Here is an 18270-nt window from a genome sequence, read left to right as displayed (position 1 = left end):
GCTCCTCGCTAAAACCATCGATGCACTTGCCAACGAGTGCTTCCATCACCCGGTCGCACCTCATTTGTCGGACTATCTGTTTATAATTCCATTATAAGTTGGCCCCATCTGGCCATGCTCTTCATGCTCTGACCGCGACGATTGGAGTCGCGATCAAAGCAGAGGAGTGATCAATGAAGGAACTCGACACAATCCAGAGAGAGATCATCGATCTCGGCAGCGCATCCGAGGAGACCAAGGGCGACGCCCTGTTCGACATCGATGTGAGCGGCGGTCGTTTGTCCTATGCCACCGGCATGGCTGACGACTGAACCTCGCGAGGGGCGCGTGCCGGACCTGGCCGCGCCCCTTCTCCTCGTACAAACTTCATGGTCAATCCGGATCCCGAGGCTCTCGCGTGGTGCAAGGTGAGCGAACGTTTCATCTTTCTGGACATCGCGCGGGACCGCTATTTTGCGTTGGCGGACGGAGTGCAGCACGTGTTTCTCGAAAGGCTCGGCATCGAAGCCACGGTGTCCTGGCATCAGCCGCCACCACTGCCGCGCCCTGCGGACTGGCTCGTCCCACAGCGTGTTTCCCATGATATTGGTGAAGGACCTTTCCGGCTGGCCGATGTGGCCGCAGCTGTCTGGTCGCAGCGCCGGATCGAACATCGCCTTGCGCGGACATCATTCCAGACGGTCCTCGTTGAACTTCGCCACCTGACCGAGCAACGCACGCAGGGCCATTCCACCAAATCCCGGTCGGGTCCCACAGTACGTGCTTTCGAGCAAGCCCGCCTTCTGCGTTCGGCCGCAGACCGCTGTCTCCCGCGTTCGATCGCGTTGAAATTACGCCTCGCCAAGCTGAGACTGCGCACGCATCTTGTTATTGGCGTGAAGGACCGGCCGTTCGGTGCCCACGCCTGGGTCCAGCATCGCGACATTGTGCTGAATGACAGCTTGGAAGAAGTTCGGCGCTACACGCCGATACTGATAATTTGAAACAGGGCCGCTTCGTGCTTGCCGTCCCGCGTCGGCGTGGCGTCCCGCCGGTCGTTCGCAGAAGCGCAAGTCCTGACGATGTTTGCGGTGACAATGCTTCATTCTGGACCAGCGATGACACTCCCGAAGCCAGTCTGGGAACGCACGGGTACCTGATCGGGTGCGTCTTCTCTGCACAAACCGCCCGAACGGTCGACGCTGTCCCGCTACCTGAATCCGAGTCCGTCCAGGCCGCCGCCAAGCGGCTTGTTCGGAATTATTGGGGTGCCTACGTCGCGATCCTGCCTGATCCGGGGCGCCGCACTCTTGCGTTGCTGGTCGATCCCTCTGGCCTGTTTCCGGTCTACCGCGGAATGAGCCAGACGCATGTGGTGTTCTCTTCCGATGCCTGTCTGGTCGGAGAAGCTGTCGGAGATCGCCTCAAGGTCGACTGGGGCGCGCTCGCGTTGTTCCTTCGTTATCCGGAATTGCGGCAGAAGCAAGCGTGCCTCGCGGGCGTGGAGGAGCTCACCCCGGGTACGCTCATGGTGACCGCCGGCGATCAGGAATCCGAGCTGCCCGTCTGGCGCGCTGCCGATTATCTTCCGCGAGGAACCGAACCTTCATTCAGCGATGCTGCCGCAGAACTGAGAGAGCTGGCAATCCGGACTTGCGCAGCATGGACAGACCGGTTCGGACCCGTGGCTGTCGCAACCTCTGGCGGGGTCGACTCTTCCTTTCTGTGCGCCGCGCTAGCCGCCGGGCACAGTGATTTTGGATGCATCACGCTGGCGACCTCTGACAGCAGCGGCGACGAAAGCGAGTATGCTCGGCTACTTGCCGAGCATCTGGGTGCGGATTTCACACGGCGGGTTTATGATACGACCTGTTACCGTCCCACCGCATGTGCCTCCGCGGGTCGTTCGCGGCCCGGTCGAAAGGGGTTTCTGACGGCGGTCGACGCCCTGCTCGCCGCGGGTTCTGCAGAGCTGGGAAAAGCCATCGTCCTAGATGGCAATGGCGGTGATAATCTCTTCTGTTTTCTCCATTCCGCAGCACCGATCGTAGACCGGCTGCGGAACGAGGGGCCAAGGGCGGCGCTTTTCGAAACTCTGCCAGACATGTGCTGTGTCACAGGTTGCGATGTTCCGACCATGCTGCGCGCGACCGGCAAGCGTCTGATGGGAGGCCATTCGAAACAGAATTGGGCGCCAGACAGCCGATTGCTTGCCGATGCGGCCATCTTGGAGGACTCACCCGTACCGTTGACGCCGTGGCATCGCCTGTCGACCTGGCGCCACCCAGGCAAACACGATCACCTCGCGCTGATCATGCGCGCGCAGCATCATGTACACGGCTTCGGTCCCGGGCCAGCGCGCTTCTCTCCGCTGATGAGCCAGCCCCTGCTCGAATTCTGCCTCGGCGTCCCCACCTGGACCTGGGTGACAGGCGGTCAGAACCGTGCGCTCGCCCGCGCCGCCTTCGCGGACCTGCTTCCTCGCAGCGTTCTCGATCGCACGTCCAAGGCGGGACCCGACAGTTTCATTCGAAGTGCCTTCGACCGTCATCGCGCCGTGCTTCGTGATCTGCTTCTCGATGGCCAACTGGCGGAACAAGGTGTGATTGATCGCGCAGCTGTCGAGCAGGCTTTCACGCTCGAAACATCGCGGCGCGGATCGCTGGTTTACCGCCTGCTCGACCTCGTCGAGGCCGAGAACTGGTCGCGCTCATGGGAGCGAGCTGCGACCATCCGAGCATCGTAGGTCCTTTCGGGCGGGCGCGCCATCCATTGCAAGCCACCGTGCATATTGCCCGACCTTTGCCGGGTCGCAGTCCATCCGCTTCATCAACCAGAATTCGAACCATTCCACCGATCGCCGGTAGATTGCCTGACGGTGTGCGGGCTGCCACTTGATGTGGGTCTCGTCTTCCAGGACGTAGAGTTCGATCGGTCTGCCGCGGTACGAGTAGGTCTCGAAGACATCGAGGCCCGCTTCATATTCGCTGTCGCCGGTCTGAATCAGGATCGGCACATCGACATCATCGACATTGAGAATGAGCGACATCGGTTTCCAGAACTCTTCGGTGCCAGGCTCGAAATGGCGGTATCCCATCGCGCGTACGAAATCTGTAAAGCGCGGACCCGCGGCGAGTGGGTAAGAATACATGTCTTCGCAGCATGAGCCCATCGACGCGACCTGGAAGAGGTCCGAATTGATCAACGCCCACTGGACGGTCGATCCGCCATCGCTGAAGCCGCTGATGCCCATCCGTGCGCGATCGACCGAACCGGTATCGATGGCGAGCGAGATCGCAGTCTCGAGCGAGGATTGGACTCGGCGACGGTCAATCCAGTCTGCGCGGTTGGCGCGGGTCAGTTCCTCTTCGGTGGTCGCGCCAAGCGCCGCGGCAGAGAAGTCCGGGCGATCGAAACTGAGCACGGCGAAACCGCGGTTGGCAAGCGGATGGATGGGGACCTCGTCCCCGGTACCGCCGCGCAGGAACCCTACACTTGTATATTGCACGACGATCAGGGGATGACGTTGCCCGGCCTGGTGGTCCGGTGGCAGGACAAGATCCGCATAGCTTTCGGCCCCGAAGGCGTTGCGGAACCTGAGGCGCTCAACGGTCCCGAAGGTCCTTTCTTCAAGCCGTGGATTGGGATCGTGTATGAGCCGGTCTGCTCCGGTGACGACATCGATTGCAACCAGACGGCGAGGCTGACCGAACCCTTCGCGGCCGCACAGCAATTCGCCGCCGGCCACTGTGCATCCGACCAACGCATCTTCGGTAAGCAGGATCTGGCGCGGCTGCGCCTCGCCAAGCTCCCATCGCAAAATGGCCGTCTGACTGTTTGCCCAGCCCGTCGCTTGGAGGGCGAGTAGCGCGGTTCCATCGCTCGACCACCACAGCTCGCGGATCCCTTCGCAAGCTTTTTGTTCGCAGACTATCTGATTGCCGTCAGGCCACCCGACGACAAGCCTGGTGGGGCTGATCAGCCGAGTGGGCTCGCTCGGCTCGAGCCAGGCCGCAATCCCCGAGTCATTCTCGGCATAGGCGCGGGCTCTAGCCGGGAGGCCCTCTGGCGCTTCGCCCGAGAGCAGGCGCGCTTCTTCCGAACTCGCGACCCACACTTCGCCATCCGCCAGCGACACGTAGCTATAGTGCGTTTCAAGCTGTCCGGTCGGGATTGGCCGATCGGCGAATTGCGGCGAGAAACGCTCGTCGAACAAAAATCCTTCGGCCGCTTCGCGTGCGATAGCCTCTGACTGGATGCGTATGCCGGGACGCGTCGCGACTATCAGTGCAGTTCCGTCGTTCGTCCATGCGAAACTATCGACATTATCGGGAAGGGCGGTTGCCTGTCGCGGTGGTACCGTTCGGTCAGGATCGACCAGCCATACCTGGGTCGAACCGTTCAACCTCTTGAGATAGCCGATCCGGGAGCCGTCCGAAGACCAGCGGGGCGGGTTGGGCCTGTCCCATCCGGCCATAATCGCGGGAAAGTCGCGCAATCGGAAATCATCGCGGATGAATTCGCCGCCCCGGTCGACCTCGACGGCGGCACCGCTTCCGTCCATCGCCGCAATCATAAGCCTCTGGCAGTAGACGTTGGCTTCCGGATTTGCGCGTTTTACGACGAAAGCGATGTGCTCGCCGTCGGGCGCTACGCCGATGGCCCGCGCAGCGCCGACCGGATTGGCGCGTCCGATGTCCGCCATCCTGACCTGGTCATCGAGCGTAAAGGCCCGCTGGCCAATGCCCGATAGACCCTCCGCCTCTTCGAAACCTGCACACGGATCCTCTTGCGGCGGCGGCAGGTCCACGTGCGGAACGATGGATTGGGACAGCGCTGCAGCGAGTGCCAGCGACATCACCAGTGCCTCCGGATTCCGAATGCGACAAACCGTCCGATCGGGGAGTAGTTCGTCGAATCAAAAGGCGTATCGGTCGGGCCCGTCTGTCCAATGATCTCGGGTTCGTCATCGAACACGTTTTGCACGGTCAGCGACAGTGTGAGTCCGGGGTTGCGTCCTTCGCCACCGATCACATCGTAGCTCACGCCAAGATCGAGTGTGGCGCTTGGCGACAGACGTTCCGCCACGCCGAAACGTGGATCTTCCAGTGCTCCTATATAATTGACTGCCGCATTGGCCTTGAAAGTGCCGGCTTCGAAGCGGGCCACGCCGCGTGCGCGGTATTGCGGCGGATTAAAAATCGTCCCGGCGAGCTGAACCTGCGGTAGGTCGGAATTCAGGCGCTGGTTGCTGTCGAGCCAGCTGCCAGCGACTTCCAGACCCAGTCTGCGCTGATTGCCGAGGTCGTGGTCCCACGAAATCCGCGCATCGATCCCTTCGACTGCCCAGACGGCGACATTGCGATTGCGGTTGTCGATGAAGGCTACGACATTGGCCGGATCATAAGGCGAGCCGGAAAAATTTTCGAGGCCGAACAAAGAATTGTCGATCAGCCCGGAAAAGATTGCGGGATCGGGCGAGAAATCGATCAGGCTTGCATAACCCGGATCGCGAAAACCGGCGACAACCGATCCCGCAATCGGGCGAACCACCCGGTCGCGATAGCGAATGTCATACCAGGTGGCCGATACGAGCAAACCCGGCACTGACGGCGGACGATATTCGAAACCGGCTGTCCAGCTGTGCGCGCGTTCCGAGGTGACATCCGGGTTGCCGCCGCTTGCTATAAAGACGGTTTCCGGAGCCGTACCCGCGCCGAAGATCGACGCTGGCAGCACGATGGTCTGGTACGGAATGAACCTCTGGTAAAGCGTTGGAGCCTTGAACGATCTCGCCCAGCTTCCCCGCAGGGTCAAGCCGGGGACGGGTGCGTAGACCAAGCCCATGCGCGGCGTGGTCTGGCTGTCGAGACCGGGATAGCTTTCGTGCCGTGCGGCCAGCGAGAGGCCTAGCTCGTCGATACCTCCAATCGCATTGCGCGACGACACCAACGGGAGGAACAGCTCCCCATAGGCAAAGCGGGCCCGCTGCGTTTCGTCGAAAGCGATAACGAGATTGCCGCCTTCCGAGCGGGAGAAATCGAGCGAATTATCGCGCAAGCCAGCACCAATTGCGAGGCGCGCATCGCCTCCCGGCAACGAAAAGAGTGGCCCTTCCGCACCTGCTTCGAGCGATAGCACCTCGTTGCAGAAGCAGCCTTCGGTCACGCTTGTCGGGGCGGACGGCCGTGTAAACGTAGTGCGGTAGCGCGTCCTGTCGCGTCCAAAAACGCCGAGCACAGACAGCTGCCACGAAGCTCCGATATCGACCCTGAGCGACGGTGCGAGCGTATAGGATTCGACCACTGGATCCGCGGTCTGACGGAGCGTGGAAGACCCGGTGATGCGAACCGAACTGCGCCGCGAATAAAGTGCATCGACGCTTGCCTCGATACCGGGTGATATTTCGTGATGTCCGGAAAGCGTGACGGCATGCCGTTCCTGCGACGGAAACAGCGTGGTCTCGGGGTCGAGCGCGGCCGCATAAGATCGCTGGCCCGCCTCGATATCGGAGTTGTTGGTGAAATCGTAGGCGAGGAAAAATCCGCCGCCATCCCACCGGCTTCCACCGACGATATCGGCCTGCTGGCGAAAATATCCGCCACCGGTGCTCGCGCCGATCTGCGCCGATGTTTCCACGCCTTCGAAATCACGGCGCAGGATTACATTGACCACGCCGGCGACAGCGTCGGACCCGTATAGCGCCGACGCGCCGTCCGGGACGACCTCGATCCGGTCTACCGCCGCGAGCGGGATTGCCGAAATATCGACCCCTGCGAAGGCGGAATCGTACGGAAGGCGATGGCCATTGAGGAGCGTAAGTGTCGCATCGGGACCCAGACCGCGCAGGTTCGGAGTGGCCGCAGAGTTCACGTTGCTGTTGATGAGCCCGGCACCCGAACCCACTCCGGGGTTCTGACCGCCCGAGAAATTCTGGGGTAGGCTGCGGATCGCTTCACCCAGATCCACCTGGCCAGCCTCGACGATCGTCTCGCGATCAAGCTCGATGACTTCACCGACAACCCGTGCGCCTCGGATTCGCGTTCCCGTGACAACGATCGCAGAACTTTCGTCGTCCAAAGCCGTATCGCCAACCTCGGCAGCGTCATCTTGTGCCTGTTCGCCTGGACTGTCTTGGGCGAAAAGAGGAGGAGCGGCACTTGCGAATGCTGTCCCGGTTAGAAGGACGAAAAGTGTGCGATTTCTCAATGACATTGGGGTCTCCCTGTTCTGGCGCGGTCGGGCCGCTACAGGGAATGACGCTCACTTTTTCGAACACCTTAGTTTCATTTGAAATTAAAGTTTGGGGGGTCTTTTTGTGCCGGGTGGTTGCAGTCACCAACTGTGACCCAGCGCTTGGCGCAAATGCGCTAGAGCTTTCATCATATGATAGTCGACCGTGGGCAGCGCGATGCCTAGCTCGAGATGTATCTGACGGTAGGATTTCTTCTCGATGCGATTCATCGCGAAGATACGCGCGGTCTTTTGCGGGAGCTCCGCGAGCGCGATTTCCAGCACGTGCCGGGCTTCACGAACGTGCACGGCATCTTCCTGCGCGGCGCGGCTTGGCGCATCTGCGTTCTCCAGAAGTGGCTGGGTCCTGACGCGGCACTTTTGCCGCCGCGCCTCGTCCACCAGCAAGTTGAATGCAATCCGCCTCAGAAAGCCTGCAGGATTAACGAGTTCCGTTAGCTGCTTGCTGGTCGCTGCACGCAGAAACACGTCCTGTGCCAGGTCGCGGGCGCGTTCGGAGCCCACGCGGCGCGCAAGATAGGCGATCAGTCCAGCCCGTTCCTCGCGGTAGAGGGCGTCGAGTGTACGGCGGCGGTCGACCGTTCGGCTTACTTTTGCAGAGCAATATGCGGGACCCACGCACTGGGGAGCTTGGTGCCGGATTTCGGCGACAGCTTGAGTCATGCTTCGAACTTGGAGGCGACCGCCACCTGAGTTCGCCATGGCGAACTGGTGCGGGTTCCAGGTCTGTGCCGCCGTCCGGGGCCTGATTTACGCCCCTTGATCGGTTCGGCCGCCGGGCCTGCGACGGACCGGCGTGCATGATGTCCGGCGGAAATATCCACGCGGACGGTGCCAGAATATCAATCCGCGCGCAGTCAATCTGCCCAACATAGGGGTGGCTGGCAAGAGGTAAGTAGAGCCATTTTGGACCCGCTTTTGGCGGCCAGCATCATCTTCCAAAAAAATGCTCCGGTCTCGGGGAGCGCCTGATCAAATATGCCCAATATTGGGGAAGTGGATACCTTGGTCTTGGAATGTCGGCGCGGTGCTGGCGCCACTAGCCCAATCGGCGAGAAAGGAGGTGCTTCATGGCTCGACCATTCGACAGCAACGACCGGACCGCCGGATACGACTTTTCGGATTTCGCGCAGGAATTCTTGCGCCGCAATTCCGCTTACCGGCAACAATACGCCCGGATCGCCGGCGCAAGCGGCTTCGACGCGCAATCCCCAGCTTGCCGCCGAATGGCGCGTTCATGGGGCCTTGAATTTCCCGATTGATCCCGACCTTTCGGCTCGCAGCGATCCGGCGATCTGGCGAGCCGAGGAAAACCCCAATGTTGTAATTCTCAGCGGTAGCGGCGGAGTCAAGGCGGCGCGCGCAGCGTGCGACCTGATCGCCAAACGAGCGAGCAATGCGGGAGATCATCTGGTCCTCGCCGATACTGGCGCTCGTCACCGGCTGCTCGTTATGGCCTCAGCCCGGTTGGGTGGAGACAATTATCTGATCCCTCAAGACCAGTCGGTTCCGATCAGGCTAGCGGCGCTCGATGCGTTTCACCGCTGCGTTGCTGGCTCCGCTGTGCCCACCAAGCGATACCCCTTACGGCCCACCACCTATCAGTCCAGACGCCTCCACTTGCTGCTCGCCATACTCGATAATCAGGCCAGAGCGCCTGAGGGTGTCACCCTCCGAGAGATTGCGGGAACCCTCGTCTATCGCGGATTATCCGCGCAACGCGCCATAGACTGGAAATCGTCATCGCAACGCCGACAGACCCAGCGTCTTGTCGCCGAAGCACGGAAGATGGCGTCGCACGGCTATCTCGACCTGCTTCGTCAAAGCCGGTTCCGACCTTTTCAAACGCACTGAATGCACTATGGTTTTTCCTTGGGCAAGCCGCTGAATTTTGTGGCGCGCCCGGATTGGAACCAGACCTTCAGGGTCGCAACTGCAACTGCCGGAACAGGTGGAATGGAACCGTCTGATCAGGCACCGAGCAGGCGGTCGGGTGGCGGCGTGTTGGATTGCGTGCTGCCGATCGAACGGCAGGTCTATGTACGCATATCTCGCGGAGGAATTCGCAACTGAGCTTATCAATGTTCGTTCGGACACTGAACTCGATGGCGCCCTTAAACAGGTTTCCCGGCGCCTTGGCTTCGACCACTTCGCACTTAGCCTGGAGATGCGTTCGACATCGTGCGAGGCACCGGGCTTGCTATTGCACGACTATCCCGACGAATGGGCGAAAGTCTATATCGCCTTCGACCTCGCAGGGCAGGATCCGGTGCGAAGAGCCTGCGACAAGACCATCATCGGTTTCGCCTGGGACTGGATTGACGAACTCGTCCCTCTCACGCGCGGCGACCGTCAGATGCTCAATGTTGGCCGGGAATGCGGAATTGGCAATGGCTATACCGTTCCGCGGCACTTACCCGGGATAGGGCGCGGTACCTGCACCTTTGCTGTTCGACCCGATCGAGAACTGCCCCGACGGCGTTTCGCCGTCGCGGAAGTGATCGGGACGCTGGCTTTGAGCTGTGCACTGGGACTGAGCTCAGAAAGACTCGATGAGAAGGTTCCCTCCCTGACCGATCGGCAGCGGGAGTGTCTGCTCTGGGTTGCAAGAGGGAAGACTGCAGCTGAAACGGCCATGATTCTCGAAATCAGCACCGAAACCGTCATTCAGCATCTCAAGATGGCCCGCGAACGCTACCAGGTCCATTGTAAGCAGTCCCTCGTCGTCGCGGCGCTGTTCGACGGGTTGATCGGGTTTGCCGACATCATCCGTTGGCGCGACGTCGGATAGACGCACCAGATGCGTCGAAACGTTTCAGTTAATCGACCTCAGCTTCGTCGATTAAACTCGAGCATGCAGTGTTACGGTGCAGGCATCTCTCTGCGTCGCCAGATCAGAATATGCCGAATTCCTTATTCAACCGCTTCTTCAACACAATCACACCATCGAGCCAAGGTCCGATCCCACGCTAGGGTAGGCCGAAACCATTTTCTTGAGATCGCTTGTTGTCAGTCCAAGTCGGACGGCCAAACCGAAGAAATTGATGATCTCGCCATACTCCGGTCCGAGCAAATGAGCGCCCAGGATAGTGTCGCATTCGTTATCGATTATGACCTTGGTTGCAGCGCAGCTTTCGCCAACGCGAAGGTTGGAATACCAGTCGCCGGTGTCATTTTCGACGACGCGGATATCATGTCTGGCCTCTCGTGCTTCCTCTTCGAGCATGCCAACACGGCTGAGCTCTGGTACCGTAAATACAGCGCTCGGTACGCCTGCATAATCCGGCTTTGTCCGATTGCCGTTGAGCATATTGGACGCAGCTACCTTGCCCTCGAAAACTGCGACAGGCGTAAGCGGCGCGCCTTGCGTGTCGGCCGCGTCGCCGGCAGCATAGATCTTGGGGTTGGAGGTGCTTTGCAGGTAGGCGTTGACCTCAACGCCCTTGTCACCTGCCTCGACATTGGCTGCGGCCAGGTCAAGCCGGCCAATTGCCGGGACGCGGCCCGCGCCGTGGACGACGAGATCGGCGCGCAAATCTTTCGTGCCGCTGTCAGTTTCTACCGTGACAAGAAAACCCGTCCCGTCCTTCTCGATCGCTTTGAGTGACGTGCGTCGTCGCAGTTGGACGCCGACTTCCTCGCCCCGCGCAACGAGTCTTTCGACAAGATCGGCATCGAAACCCTTGAGCGGTCTCTCGCCACGGTCGATGATGCACACCTTGCTGCCCGCGCGTGCTGCGATATGGCCAAACTCGAACGAGATGAAGCCGCCGCCGATGAACAGGATGCGTTCGGGCAGCGCATCGAGCCGCATGAACTCGGTGCTGTCGGTAAGGTGTTCGGAGCCGGGAACATCTATCGTCCGCGGCTTGGCACCCGTTGCGATCAGGAAATGGTTTGCCTGAAACTGCCCCTCGCCGTCGATTTCGACGGTATCTTCGCCGACGAAGCGCGCTTTCCCGTGAAGGGTAGTGACGCCGTTGCTCTCCAGACCGTTTTCGATCCGACCGGGCATTTTGTCGGTGAACGTCTGCGTGAAGGCGACCAGATCGGGCCAGTTGATGGCGATGTCGTTCGGTTCGATGCCCTTGCCGTGCATGAGCCGCGCTGCGTCGATGATTTCCGCCCCGCGGCGGAGCATTTTCTTCGGATCGCAGCCGCGCAGGGCGCAGGTGCCGCCATAAGGCAGTTCGTCGACCACCGCGACCGACCAACCGGCTGAGGCGCATTTGTTGGCGGCATTTACGGCCGCCATACCAACACCCAGCACTATAAGATCGAAGTTTCGCGTACTCATCTCACCGCCCTCCGCAACATGTGGCGCCCTTGCGATCGGCACGCGTTTCCTGGATCGGCGGGCAGGGGATGGTGCCGAATGAGCAGAAGACACAGCAATCGCCCGCATTGGGGCGGAGTTTCACACCGCAACCATTGCAATCGTAGAAAAACCAGCAGGCATCCGTCGGCATTCTTTCGAGCTTTTTGTACCCGCAAGTAGGGCATGTGATCTCGGACTTCAGTTTGATCATAGCGCGCTCTCTGAAAGGATCGCCGGATATCCGGCCTCGGTCGACGCCGCGGCGATCGCGCTTGTGGTTGTTCGCTCAGGATCGAACTGCGCAGTCGCCGTCCTGGTCTCGTAATCGATAGTCACCTCGTGCACGCCTGCCACGCCTTCCATCGCGCGCCGAACCGTTATCGGGCAGGTCGCGCAGGTCATATTCTCGACCGCAAAACTTGCCGATTGCAGATGCGCGGAATTTTGTTGAACCCGTTCGTCGGAGTTTGGCGGAAACAAGGTCGCTGCCCAGATACCCGCTCCGGCCAGTCCCAGTATCGCAACTGCGACGATCATCGTCTTCTTCATCTTTCGAACTCCTAGTAGAATTGCGGCGCCCACCACTCGACCGTGGACGAGGCAGCGACCAATACGGTCGCCAGCCACAGGGAGCTTTTGACGAGCAGGTTTGCTCCGGGCCGCGCGCAATATGTTCCGTCTTCGCAAGGTTCGGCTTGCCGAAAATAGACGTGCCGGAATCCAAGGGCCAAAAAGACAACCGCAATGGCGATAAATACCCATTTGTACGGTTCGAGCGCAGTGAGATTGCCGATCCACGCGCCGCTGATGCCAAGGCTCAGCAATAACAGCGGGGCAATACAGCAGGACGAGGCGAGTATCGCGCCGAGCGTCCCGCCGCTCGCCCATAAGCGCTGCGCGTTCTTGTGCATTTGATCGACCATGGAAACCAATGTACTCCCTGTAGTAACTACAGGTTCAAGCACTAATTGGCATATGGCTCATGACAGCATCGCAAGTGATCAAACGGGGAGAACTGGCCAGACGGTCGGGCTGCAACCTTGAGACGATCCGCTACTACGAGAACATCGGTCTGCTTCAGCCTCCCGAGCGTACGGCAAGCGGGCACAGGCTCTATCCACCCGGCGACCAGGCGCGGCTCGGCTTTATCTTGCGCGGCCGCGATCTGGGTTTTTCGATCGAGGAGCTCAAAAGCCTGCTCAGCCTCGTTGATTCGCACCCCTACAGCTGCGGCGAGGTTCGGGATCTGACCAATAACCATCTGGCCAGCGTGCGAGCTAAAATTGCTGATTTGACTAGGTTGGAGCGCACGCTAGCCGATGTATCAGCCCGCTGCGAAGGCGGTGATGTTCCGGAATGCCCCATCATAGATACGCTCTTTGGTCGTGGTCCTGGCGCCCGATAGTGACGCAATGCCGTCGGAACGGGTGCGCGTCTTGAAGCTATTTCGATCGAAGCCGGATGCGACGAGGCGAGGCAACGAATATGCGCCCTGTCCGTCCCCTCACTACAGAGCCTTGTCATTTAACTTTTGATAGCCTTCCGTGCCGACCACCATTCTGATTGTCGAAGACGAATTCCTCATAGCTGTCGAAATGGAGGCGGTGGTTCACGATCTCGGTCATGAATCCGCAGGCATAGCCGACGACATGCAATCGGCATTGGCAAAGGCTTCAGACGCGATCGATGTGGCGCTCGTCGATGTCAATCTGGCCGATGGAGCCACTGGTCCGAGGATCGGCGAGAAGCTTGCTGCGGATTTCGGGATCGAGGTTATTTTCGTAACCGCCAATCCCGCACAACTCGGCGAAGGGGTGAGCGGAACGCTGGGCGCGCTGGAAAAACCGGTCGATCTTAGCATTCTCAAGCAGGTTCTCGACTATGTCATTGCGGTCCGGAAGGGCGAAAAAATCGATCCGCCAGCCCGTCTTAGGCTCTTCTTTAACTAGGCTCCTGCAACCTGCTTTTTCGGACATCCATGACGAGTTCAACGCCATCGTCATGCCAGGTTCTCTCGTAATTGCCTCCTAGCTGTTGCTTCACGGCCAACTCGATGAGGCGACTTCCGAAACCCGTTTGAGGCTCACTCGCCTTGTCGATGTGAGCTCCGTGTTCCCTCCAGCGGAAGCGGACCATCTCGTCCTCGGTTGAAAGGTCCAGCGAAATCCTTCCCTCGGGATTGGACAGAGCTCCGTACTTCATCGCGTTGGTAGCCAGCTCGTGGAACACCAATGCAACCGGCGTGGCGGCGCGGCTTTCGACCGCGATATCGGGGCCGGAAATAGCAATCCTTCTTTCGGAAAAGGCAGGATAGGTCTCGAAGATCGTCGCAAGCAGCGTGGCGAGGGTCACTTCCTTGCCCTCGGGCTGGGACTTTTCGCTGTGGGGCCGGACGAATTCGTGCGCGCGCCCCAGCGCGGAAATCCGGCCCAGCAGGTCGCGCGACGCTTCACCGAACGCTTCATTTGCGCGCGCTGTCAGGCTGATCAAACCGGAAACAATCGCGAAGATGTTCTTGATGCGATGGCTGAGCTCTTGACTCAGGATTTCGTTTTGGAGGGCGGTGCGCTTCTGCTCGTCGATATCCGTACAAGTGCCGATCCAGCGCTGGATCTCACCCTCCTCGTTGAGGATCGGCAGCGCACGACCGATCATCCAGCGATAATCACCGCTGTGATGCCTCAGGCGATATTCAACCTCGTACGGTTCGCCGGTAGCGAGGCTGTGGTTCCATTTCTTCCATGCGTCGGCCTGGTCATCCTCATGGAACATCCCGGCCCATCCTTCGCCGTCGGTTGATCCGACAGGGACACCCGTGAATTCATACCAGCGCGCATTGTAATAATCGTGGGAGCCGTCGGGAAGAGTCGACCATACCATCTGCGGCATGGTGTCGGCGAGCGCATGGAAAGCAGCTCCGGCGGATTGCAGCGCATGCTCTGTAGCCAGGGGCAAGACATCAGGCGCCGAAGAGGATTCGCGGCTGCCAAGCTGGAAGTTCGTGATGACTTTTGCATTCATAGCCAGCTTGTGACCTTCTCGGGATGAACAGAATCGGACCGATAGGATACCTGTCGTATCTTGTTGATTTTCAATCGCTGAAGCTCATCGCACAGGTAAGGCGGTCAGTAAACTGGCCCTGTATTGCGCCAGACGGGGCCCTCCCCAGTTCTTGGTATGTCGCTGCCTATCCGGATTTGATGAGATGCGAGCAGTCATCAAGTTCACAGGTAATCTTCATGCAGCAAAGCAGCGGTATAAATGGTGCAAACCTGGTCGATCCGGCACTTCGCGCCATGTTCGAGGCGCGCAAGCGCGTGTTCGTGGATCTTCTTGGGTGGGACGTTCCGGTGCTCGACGGGACCTTTGAAATCGACCAGTTCGATACGCCCTCGGCCGCCTATCTCGTCCTCACCGGCGAAAAGTGCGAGCATCGCGCATCGGCCCGGCTCCTGCGTTCTGATGGACCTCATATCTTACGCGATCTCTTTCCGCAGCTGTGCACCGGACCTGTTCCGCAGGATGAGGCATTTCGCGAGATTACCCGATTCTGTATCGATCCCACGTTGCCGCGCGCTGATCGCCGGAGTGTCCGCAACCAGCTCGTCTCCGCACTCGCCGATTTTGCAATATCGGAAGGGATCTCTGGTTATTCGGCGGTCGCCCCAGTGCCCTGGTTCCGTCAGATCGCCCAGTTCGGCTGGCGCTGCCAGCAGCTTGGACCGTGCGTTTCTATCGATGGGCAGCAGCTTGTCGCTCTTCGCATCGACATCGATCAGGATACACGCGCGCAACTCGCCAACGCAGGGATCTACTGCCGCAATCCTCAGCCGGAAGCCTATGGTGGTATGGAGCTGGCAGCATGACTGCGCCGAGCGAGGCGTATTGGCTCGATCAGCTGCAAGAGGATGGCTATTGCATCATTCCGCAGCTTGTCGCCGAGCAACAGATCGCCGCACTCGATGCGGACCTGGAAGCTGCGTTTGCGCAGGCGCCACTCGGCAAGGGAGACTTCTATGGGCATCGGACCAAACGGTTTGGAAGCCTCCTTCGCCGCTCGCAGGTCGCGGGCGATCTGGTCCTGCAGCCGCTAGTCCTATCGCTCGCCCGCGCAATTCTCGGCAGCGCCTGCGACCGGATACAGCTCAATGTCGCCCAGGCGATCGCGATCCATCCCGGCGAGATAGAACAGTTTCCGCATTGCGATCAGGATATGTGGGCAGGCCGCAAGGGCGATCACGAATATCTTCTCAACGTCATCTGGCCGCTGACCGAATTTACTCGCCTCAATGGCGCGACACGCATCTACCCCGGGACGCACAGAAAGCCTGTCGACAATCTCGAAAGTCTCGACGATCCCATAGTCGCAGTTTGCAAGCCCGGCGATGCCATCTGCTTTCTTGGCTCCACCGTCCATGGAGCGGGACCAAACCAGACCGAGGATGTCCGCCGCGGTGTCGTAATCGGCTACAGTCTCGGCTGGCTCAAACCCTACGAGAATCTCTGGCTGGCCTATCCGCCAGCAGTAGCAAAAGAGTTCTCGCCCGAACTCGCCGAACTGGCCGGTTATGTGCAGCACCGCCCGAACCTGGGTAATTTCGAAGGGCAATGCCCGTCGGTTCTGCTGAGCGACAAGGTGCCCGAATTCCCGCAGGCAACCGATAGTCTGCGCCCCGACCAGAAAGAAGCGGTTCGTGAGTTCGCCGAGACGCGCCGCAGCGGGCGATGAGTCCCGCTCACGTCCTCGAGCCTACGTACAGGCGGCTTAAAAATGCATTGCTGGAAGGGCGCTTCCAGGCCGGTGCGAAGCTCGAGGCGATGCGACTGGCTGACGATTTCGGAGTAAGCATGACGCCGGTAAGAGACAGCCTGAACCAGCTTGTCGGCGAAGGGCTGGTCGACCTCACGCCCGGCGAAGGATTTCGCGTACCGCTGCTTACCGAACAGGCCTTGCGCGACATCCTGCAAGTCAACGCGCTGCTTTTGGAGCACACTTCCGACACCGACCGCAAATCACTGGAAATCGACGAAGGATCCAACGTCACTCAGGGTGCTTATGCCGACCGATTGGCGCACGTCTTCAGAGACATCGCGGCAAACTCAGGCAATCGGTTTCGCGTACATTTGGTCGAACGCATTAGCGACAGACTCCACCCGATACGTGAACTCGAGCCGGAGATTTGGCTTGGGGCGTCGCATGCCCTTGAGCAAATTGAGCGAACAGCTCAGCAGGGGTTCGATGGCTCAAACCGAGCGGTACGCGCATATCATCAACACATTGAGGCTCTGGTACCCGCTCTGGTCGGACGTTTGAACCAGCAGACCGCCTAGCCCTCGCCAATGAGTTAGGTCGTCTCTCCACTCTCGGACAGAACCGTCGCGAGGTGGTCATTCCAGGCATCGAGTGCCTCGCGCTTCTCATCCTTCCAATCGTGGCGCTGGTAGATGCCGGCGACTCCGGCACGAGATCCGCCGACGTGGTTGAGAACGGCTTCGGTGACTTCAAACCGAACGCCAAGCCGCTGAAAGTTCGTAGCGAGGGTTCGTCGTAGATCATGAAGGCGCCAGGCGTCGAGCGGCTCTTCGCGACGTTCCTCGATCAGGCCATCGAGTTTCGCCTTCCCCTTGGCGTATCCCGTAAAGCCCGCCCCACTAGCTGTCGCAAAGACGCGGCCTTTGCGTGGCCACTTCTCGCCGCGAGCCTCCCGGTCGAGCTCGGCGATTGCAAGATCGTTGAGCGGAATGGAGTTTGGTTCTCCGTTCTTGGTCCGAGATCCGGGCAGGGTCCACAATCTTTCGCTGCGACTGAGCTCCTGCCATTGCATCCCGGAGACTTCTTCACGGCGCTGTCCGGTCACGATCAGAAGTCTGACAATTGGACCAAAGCATCGATGACATTCCGGTGCCGCGTCCCAGATATGGCGGAGTTCGCCATCCTTGAGCCAGCGCTCTCGTGGCTTGACCGGAGGCGGCGTTTCCATGCCCTCCATCGGACTGCGATCGATATCTCCGCGACTCACGGCCCAGCGAAACAGGCGCCGCATAACGGCAAAGACATTTCGCCGGTTTGCCACCTGCTTGGGCGGCATCTGATCGAGAACCGATACGACGTCGATCTTCGTAATCGCTGGCAGCGCCTTCATTCCGAATGTGGGCTTGAGGTAGAGGCGAATGGATCGTTCCACGAGGCGACGCCATCCCTCGCGTTTGCAGGAGCGGGTGAAGAGGTCAGCGTAATTCGAGAAGGCGAGGTCGACAGCTTCCCGTCGGCGCTGCTTTTCCGCATCAACCGGATCAATGCCCTGCGCAACAATCACCAACAATCGCTCAGCCTCCAAGCGTGCAGTAGTCGGTGTCCAGGGCGATCCATGTGATCCGATCGTGAAACGACGGGTCTTCGCTTCTCGTCCGCCCATTCGGAACTGGATTATGTAACTGATTGATCCAGCAGCTGTAATCTTGACGCCAAAGCCCTTGAGATCGGTGTCCCAAAGATAGTTTTCCTTTGGTCCAACCGGGAGCGAATCGACCGTGCGCTTGCTGATTTTTCCTGTTGCCATGCGATACCTCGTGGCCTTTTTCTGGCAATCACCGGGTAATCACGCAAGCGGAAAAAGGGGCGAATTGGAGGCAATCCTGGCGTAGATATTTTTGGCTAAGTCGTTGTTTTTACAACATCAGCGTAGTCTAGCGTCGCCTGAATCGAAAGTACCACACCT

20 protein-coding genes are annotated in these 18270 nt (G+C 59.7%); 11 read left to right on the top strand and 9 right to left on the bottom strand.

What is annotated here, in order from left to right:
• The first annotated feature begins 173 nt into the window (after positions 1 to 173).
• Genes ASS64_RS16755 through ASS64_RS14910 form a run of 3 tightly spaced genes read left to right on the top strand, consistent with a single transcriptional unit; the run spans position 174 to position 2725 of the window.
• Positions 174 to 311 (top strand): benenodin family lasso peptide, encoded by a 138-nt coding sequence (locus ASS64_RS16755; protein WP_156170876.1) that lies wholly within the window; start codon positions 174 to 176, stop codon positions 309 to 311.
• A gap of 57 nt (positions 312 to 368) precedes the next feature.
• Positions 369 to 983, top strand: a complete 615-nt coding sequence (locus ASS64_RS14915) for a lasso peptide biosynthesis B2 protein (RefSeq protein ID WP_053059243.1) — start codon at positions 369 to 371, stop codon at positions 981 to 983.
• Positions 980 to 2725: an asparagine synthase C-terminal domain-containing protein gene (locus ASS64_RS14910; protein ID WP_067696262.1), complete on the top strand. Its 1746-nt coding sequence runs from the start codon at positions 980 to 982 to the stop codon at positions 2723 to 2725. Before ASS64_RS14915 ends, ASS64_RS14910 begins: the two co-directional genes overlap by 4 nt.
• On the opposite strand, the gene ASS64_RS14905 is transcribed toward ASS64_RS14910, so the two are convergent.
• The 3 genes from ASS64_RS14905 to ASS64_RS14895 form a co-directional block, all read right to left on the bottom strand.
• Complete coding sequence (locus tag ASS64_RS14905; protein WP_047822858.1) at positions 2690 to 4837, bottom strand: Atxe2 family lasso peptide isopeptidase; 2148 nt, start codon at positions 4835 to 4837, stop codon at positions 2690 to 2692. The two genes, ASS64_RS14910 and ASS64_RS14905, sit on opposite strands and share 36 nt — an antisense overlap.
• A complete protein-coding gene (locus tag ASS64_RS14900) occupies positions 4837 to 7059 on the bottom strand; it encodes a TonB-dependent receptor domain-containing protein (protein ID WP_053058892.1) in 2223 nt (740 codons plus the stop codon). The genes ASS64_RS14905 and ASS64_RS14900 overlap by 1 nt, the downstream gene beginning before the upstream one ends.
• Positions 7060 to 7314: 255 nt before the next feature.
• Positions 7315 to 7896, bottom strand: a complete 582-nt coding sequence (locus tag ASS64_RS14895; protein WP_169749278.1) for an RNA polymerase sigma factor — start codon at positions 7894 to 7896, stop codon at positions 7315 to 7317.
• A gap of 407 nt (positions 7897 to 8303) precedes the next feature.
• On the opposite strand from ASS64_RS14895, the gene ASS64_RS16995 reads away from it, so the two are divergent.
• The 3 genes from ASS64_RS16995 (at position 8304) to ASS64_RS14885 (ending at position 10024) form a co-directional block, all read left to right on the top strand.
• Positions 8304 to 8495, top strand: coding sequence for a transcriptional regulator domain-containing protein (locus tag ASS64_RS16995; protein WP_047819459.1), 192 nt, complete (start codon positions 8304 to 8306; stop codon positions 8493 to 8495).
• 190 nt (positions 8496 to 8685) lie between these two features.
• Positions 8686 to 9087, top strand: coding sequence for a DUF2285 domain-containing protein (locus tag ASS64_RS16990; RefSeq protein ID WP_231680713.1), 402 nt, complete (start codon positions 8686 to 8688; stop codon positions 9085 to 9087).
• A 184-nt stretch (positions 9088 to 9271) separates the two neighbouring features.
• Entirely contained in the window at positions 9272 to 10024 is a 753-nt protein-coding gene (locus ASS64_RS14885; protein ID WP_047819460.1) for a LuxR family transcriptional regulator, read from the top strand.
• A 147-nt stretch (positions 10025 to 10171) separates the two neighbouring features.
• Here ASS64_RS14885 and ASS64_RS14880 read toward each other — a convergent pair whose 3' ends face one another.
• Genes ASS64_RS14880 through ASS64_RS14870 form a run of 4 tightly spaced genes read right to left on the bottom strand, consistent with a single transcriptional unit; the run spans position 10172 to position 12474 of the window.
• On the bottom strand, positions 10172 to 11530 hold the full coding sequence (locus ASS64_RS14880) for an NAD(P)/FAD-dependent oxidoreductase (protein ID WP_054527744.1): 1359 nt from the start codon (positions 11528 to 11530) through the stop codon (positions 10172 to 10174).
• 1 nt (position 11531) lies between these two features.
• Positions 11532 to 11762 carry a GDCCVxC domain-containing (seleno)protein gene (locus tag ASS64_RS17090; protein WP_082134709.1) on the bottom strand — a complete coding sequence of 77 codons (231 nt, stop codon included), beginning with the start codon at positions 11760 to 11762 and terminating at the stop codon, positions 11532 to 11534.
• Positions 11759 to 12100 (bottom strand): heavy-metal-associated domain-containing protein, encoded by a 342-nt coding sequence (locus ASS64_RS14875; RefSeq protein WP_047819462.1) that lies wholly within the window; start codon positions 12098 to 12100, stop codon positions 11759 to 11761. Before ASS64_RS14875 ends, ASS64_RS17090 begins: the two co-directional genes overlap by 4 nt.
• Before the next feature lie 11 nt (positions 12101 to 12111).
• Positions 12112 to 12474: a mercuric transporter MerT family protein gene (locus ASS64_RS14870; RefSeq protein WP_010240364.1), complete on the bottom strand. Its 363-nt coding sequence runs from the start codon at positions 12472 to 12474 to the stop codon at positions 12112 to 12114.
• 59 nt (positions 12475 to 12533) lie between these two features.
• Between ASS64_RS14870 and ASS64_RS16515 the strand changes: the two genes are divergently transcribed.
• A complete protein-coding gene (locus ASS64_RS16515) occupies positions 12534 to 12956 on the top strand; it encodes a helix-turn-helix domain-containing protein (protein ID WP_010240361.1) in 423 nt (140 codons plus the stop codon).
• Positions 12957 to 13095: 139 nt separating this feature from the next.
• A complete protein-coding gene (locus tag ASS64_RS14860) occupies positions 13096 to 13500 on the top strand; it encodes a response regulator (RefSeq protein ID WP_010240358.1) in 405 nt (134 codons plus the stop codon).
• Here the strand turns inward: ASS64_RS14860 and ASS64_RS14855 are convergent.
• Positions 13493 to 14572, bottom strand: coding sequence for a sensor histidine kinase (locus ASS64_RS14855; protein ID WP_054527743.1), 1080 nt, complete (start codon positions 14570 to 14572; stop codon positions 13493 to 13495). The genes ASS64_RS14860 and ASS64_RS14855 overlap by 8 nt on opposite strands.
• A 218-nt stretch (positions 14573 to 14790) precedes the next feature.
• Between ASS64_RS14855 and ASS64_RS14850 the strand changes: the two genes are divergently transcribed.
• Genes ASS64_RS14850 through ASS64_RS14840 form a run of 3 tightly spaced genes read left to right on the top strand, consistent with a single transcriptional unit; the run spans position 14791 to position 16882 of the window.
• On the top strand, positions 14791 to 15417 hold the full coding sequence (locus tag ASS64_RS14850; protein ID WP_054527742.1) for an acyl-homoserine-lactone synthase: 627 nt from the start codon (positions 14791 to 14793) through the stop codon (positions 15415 to 15417).
• Positions 15414 to 16280, top strand: a complete 867-nt coding sequence (locus ASS64_RS14845; RefSeq protein ID WP_054527741.1) for a phytanoyl-CoA dioxygenase family protein — start codon at positions 15414 to 15416, stop codon at positions 16278 to 16280. The genes ASS64_RS14850 and ASS64_RS14845 overlap by 4 nt, the downstream gene beginning before the upstream one ends.
• Entirely contained in the window at positions 16277 to 16882 is a 606-nt protein-coding gene (locus ASS64_RS14840; protein ID WP_054527740.1) for a GntR family transcriptional regulator, read from the top strand. The genes ASS64_RS14845 and ASS64_RS14840 overlap by 4 nt, the downstream gene beginning before the upstream one ends.
• Before the next feature lie 14 nt (positions 16883 to 16896).
• Here the strand turns inward: ASS64_RS14840 and ASS64_RS14835 are convergent, their stop codons facing one another.
• The gene (locus ASS64_RS14835; protein WP_067696257.1) at positions 16897 to 18111 is read right to left on the bottom strand and encodes a site-specific integrase; all 1215 of its coding nucleotides are present in this window, start codon (positions 18109 to 18111) and stop codon (positions 16897 to 16899) included.
• Between the last annotated feature and the right edge of the window lie 159 nt (positions 18112 to 18270).

This window comes from Erythrobacter sp. AP23, from assembly GCF_001542855.1.
Classification (GTDB): domain Bacteria; phylum Pseudomonadota; class Alphaproteobacteria; order Sphingomonadales; family Sphingomonadaceae; genus Qipengyuania.
This window is presented reverse-complemented; position numbering and strand designations above follow the sequence as displayed.

Bases quoted from the DNA above. Each gene is read 5' to 3' on its own strand.
- ASS64_RS16755 (WP_156170876.1), top strand. From the start codon at position 174: ATGAAGGAACTCGACACAATCCAGAGAGAGATCATCGATCTCGGCAGC.
- ASS64_RS14915 (WP_053059243.1), top strand. From the start codon at position 369: ATGGTCAATCCGGATCCCGAGGCTCTCGCGTGGTGCAAGGTGAGCGAA.
- ASS64_RS14905 (WP_047822858.1), bottom strand. From the start codon at position 4,837: ATGTCGCTGGCACTCGCTGCAGCGCTGTCCCAATCCATCGTTCCGCAC.
- ASS64_RS14895 (WP_169749278.1), bottom strand. From the start codon at position 7,896: ATGACTCAAGCTGTCGCCGAAATCCGGCACCAAGCTCCCCAGTGCGTG.
- ASS64_RS16995 (WP_047819459.1), top strand. From the start codon at position 8,304: ATGGCTCGACCATTCGACAGCAACGACCGGACCGCCGGATACGACTTT.
- ASS64_RS16990 (WP_231680713.1), top strand. From the start codon at position 8,686: ATGGCCTCAGCCCGGTTGGGTGGAGACAATTATCTGATCCCTCAAGAC.
- ASS64_RS14885 (WP_047819460.1), top strand. From the start codon at position 9,272: ATGTACGCATATCTCGCGGAGGAATTCGCAACTGAGCTTATCAATGTT.
- ASS64_RS14880 (WP_054527744.1), bottom strand. From the start codon at position 11,530: ATGAGTACGCGAAACTTCGATCTTATAGTGCTGGGTGTTGGTATGGCG.
- ASS64_RS17090 (WP_082134709.1), bottom strand. From the start codon at position 11,762: ATGATCAAACTGAAGTCCGAGATCACATGCCCTACTTGCGGGTACAAA.
- ASS64_RS14875 (WP_047819462.1), bottom strand. From the start codon at position 12,100: ATGAAGAAGACGATGATCGTCGCAGTTGCGATACTGGGACTGGCCGGA.
- ASS64_RS14870 (WP_010240364.1), bottom strand. From the start codon at position 12,474: ATGGTCGATCAAATGCACAAGAACGCGCAGCGCTTATGGGCGAGCGGC.
- ASS64_RS16515 (WP_010240361.1), top strand. From the start codon at position 12,534: ATGACAGCATCGCAAGTGATCAAACGGGGAGAACTGGCCAGACGGTCG.
- ASS64_RS14855 (WP_054527743.1), bottom strand. From the start codon at position 14,572: ATGAATGCAAAAGTCATCACGAACTTCCAGCTTGGCAGCCGCGAATCC.
- ASS64_RS14850 (WP_054527742.1), top strand. From the start codon at position 14,791: ATGCAGCAAAGCAGCGGTATAAATGGTGCAAACCTGGTCGATCCGGCA.
- ASS64_RS14845 (WP_054527741.1), top strand. From the start codon at position 15,414: ATGACTGCGCCGAGCGAGGCGTATTGGCTCGATCAGCTGCAAGAGGAT.
- ASS64_RS14840 (WP_054527740.1), top strand. From the start codon at position 16,277: ATGAGTCCCGCTCACGTCCTCGAGCCTACGTACAGGCGGCTTAAAAAT.
- ASS64_RS14835 (WP_067696257.1), bottom strand. From the start codon at position 18,111: ATGGCAACAGGAAAAATCAGCAAGCGCACGGTCGATTCGCTCCCGGTT.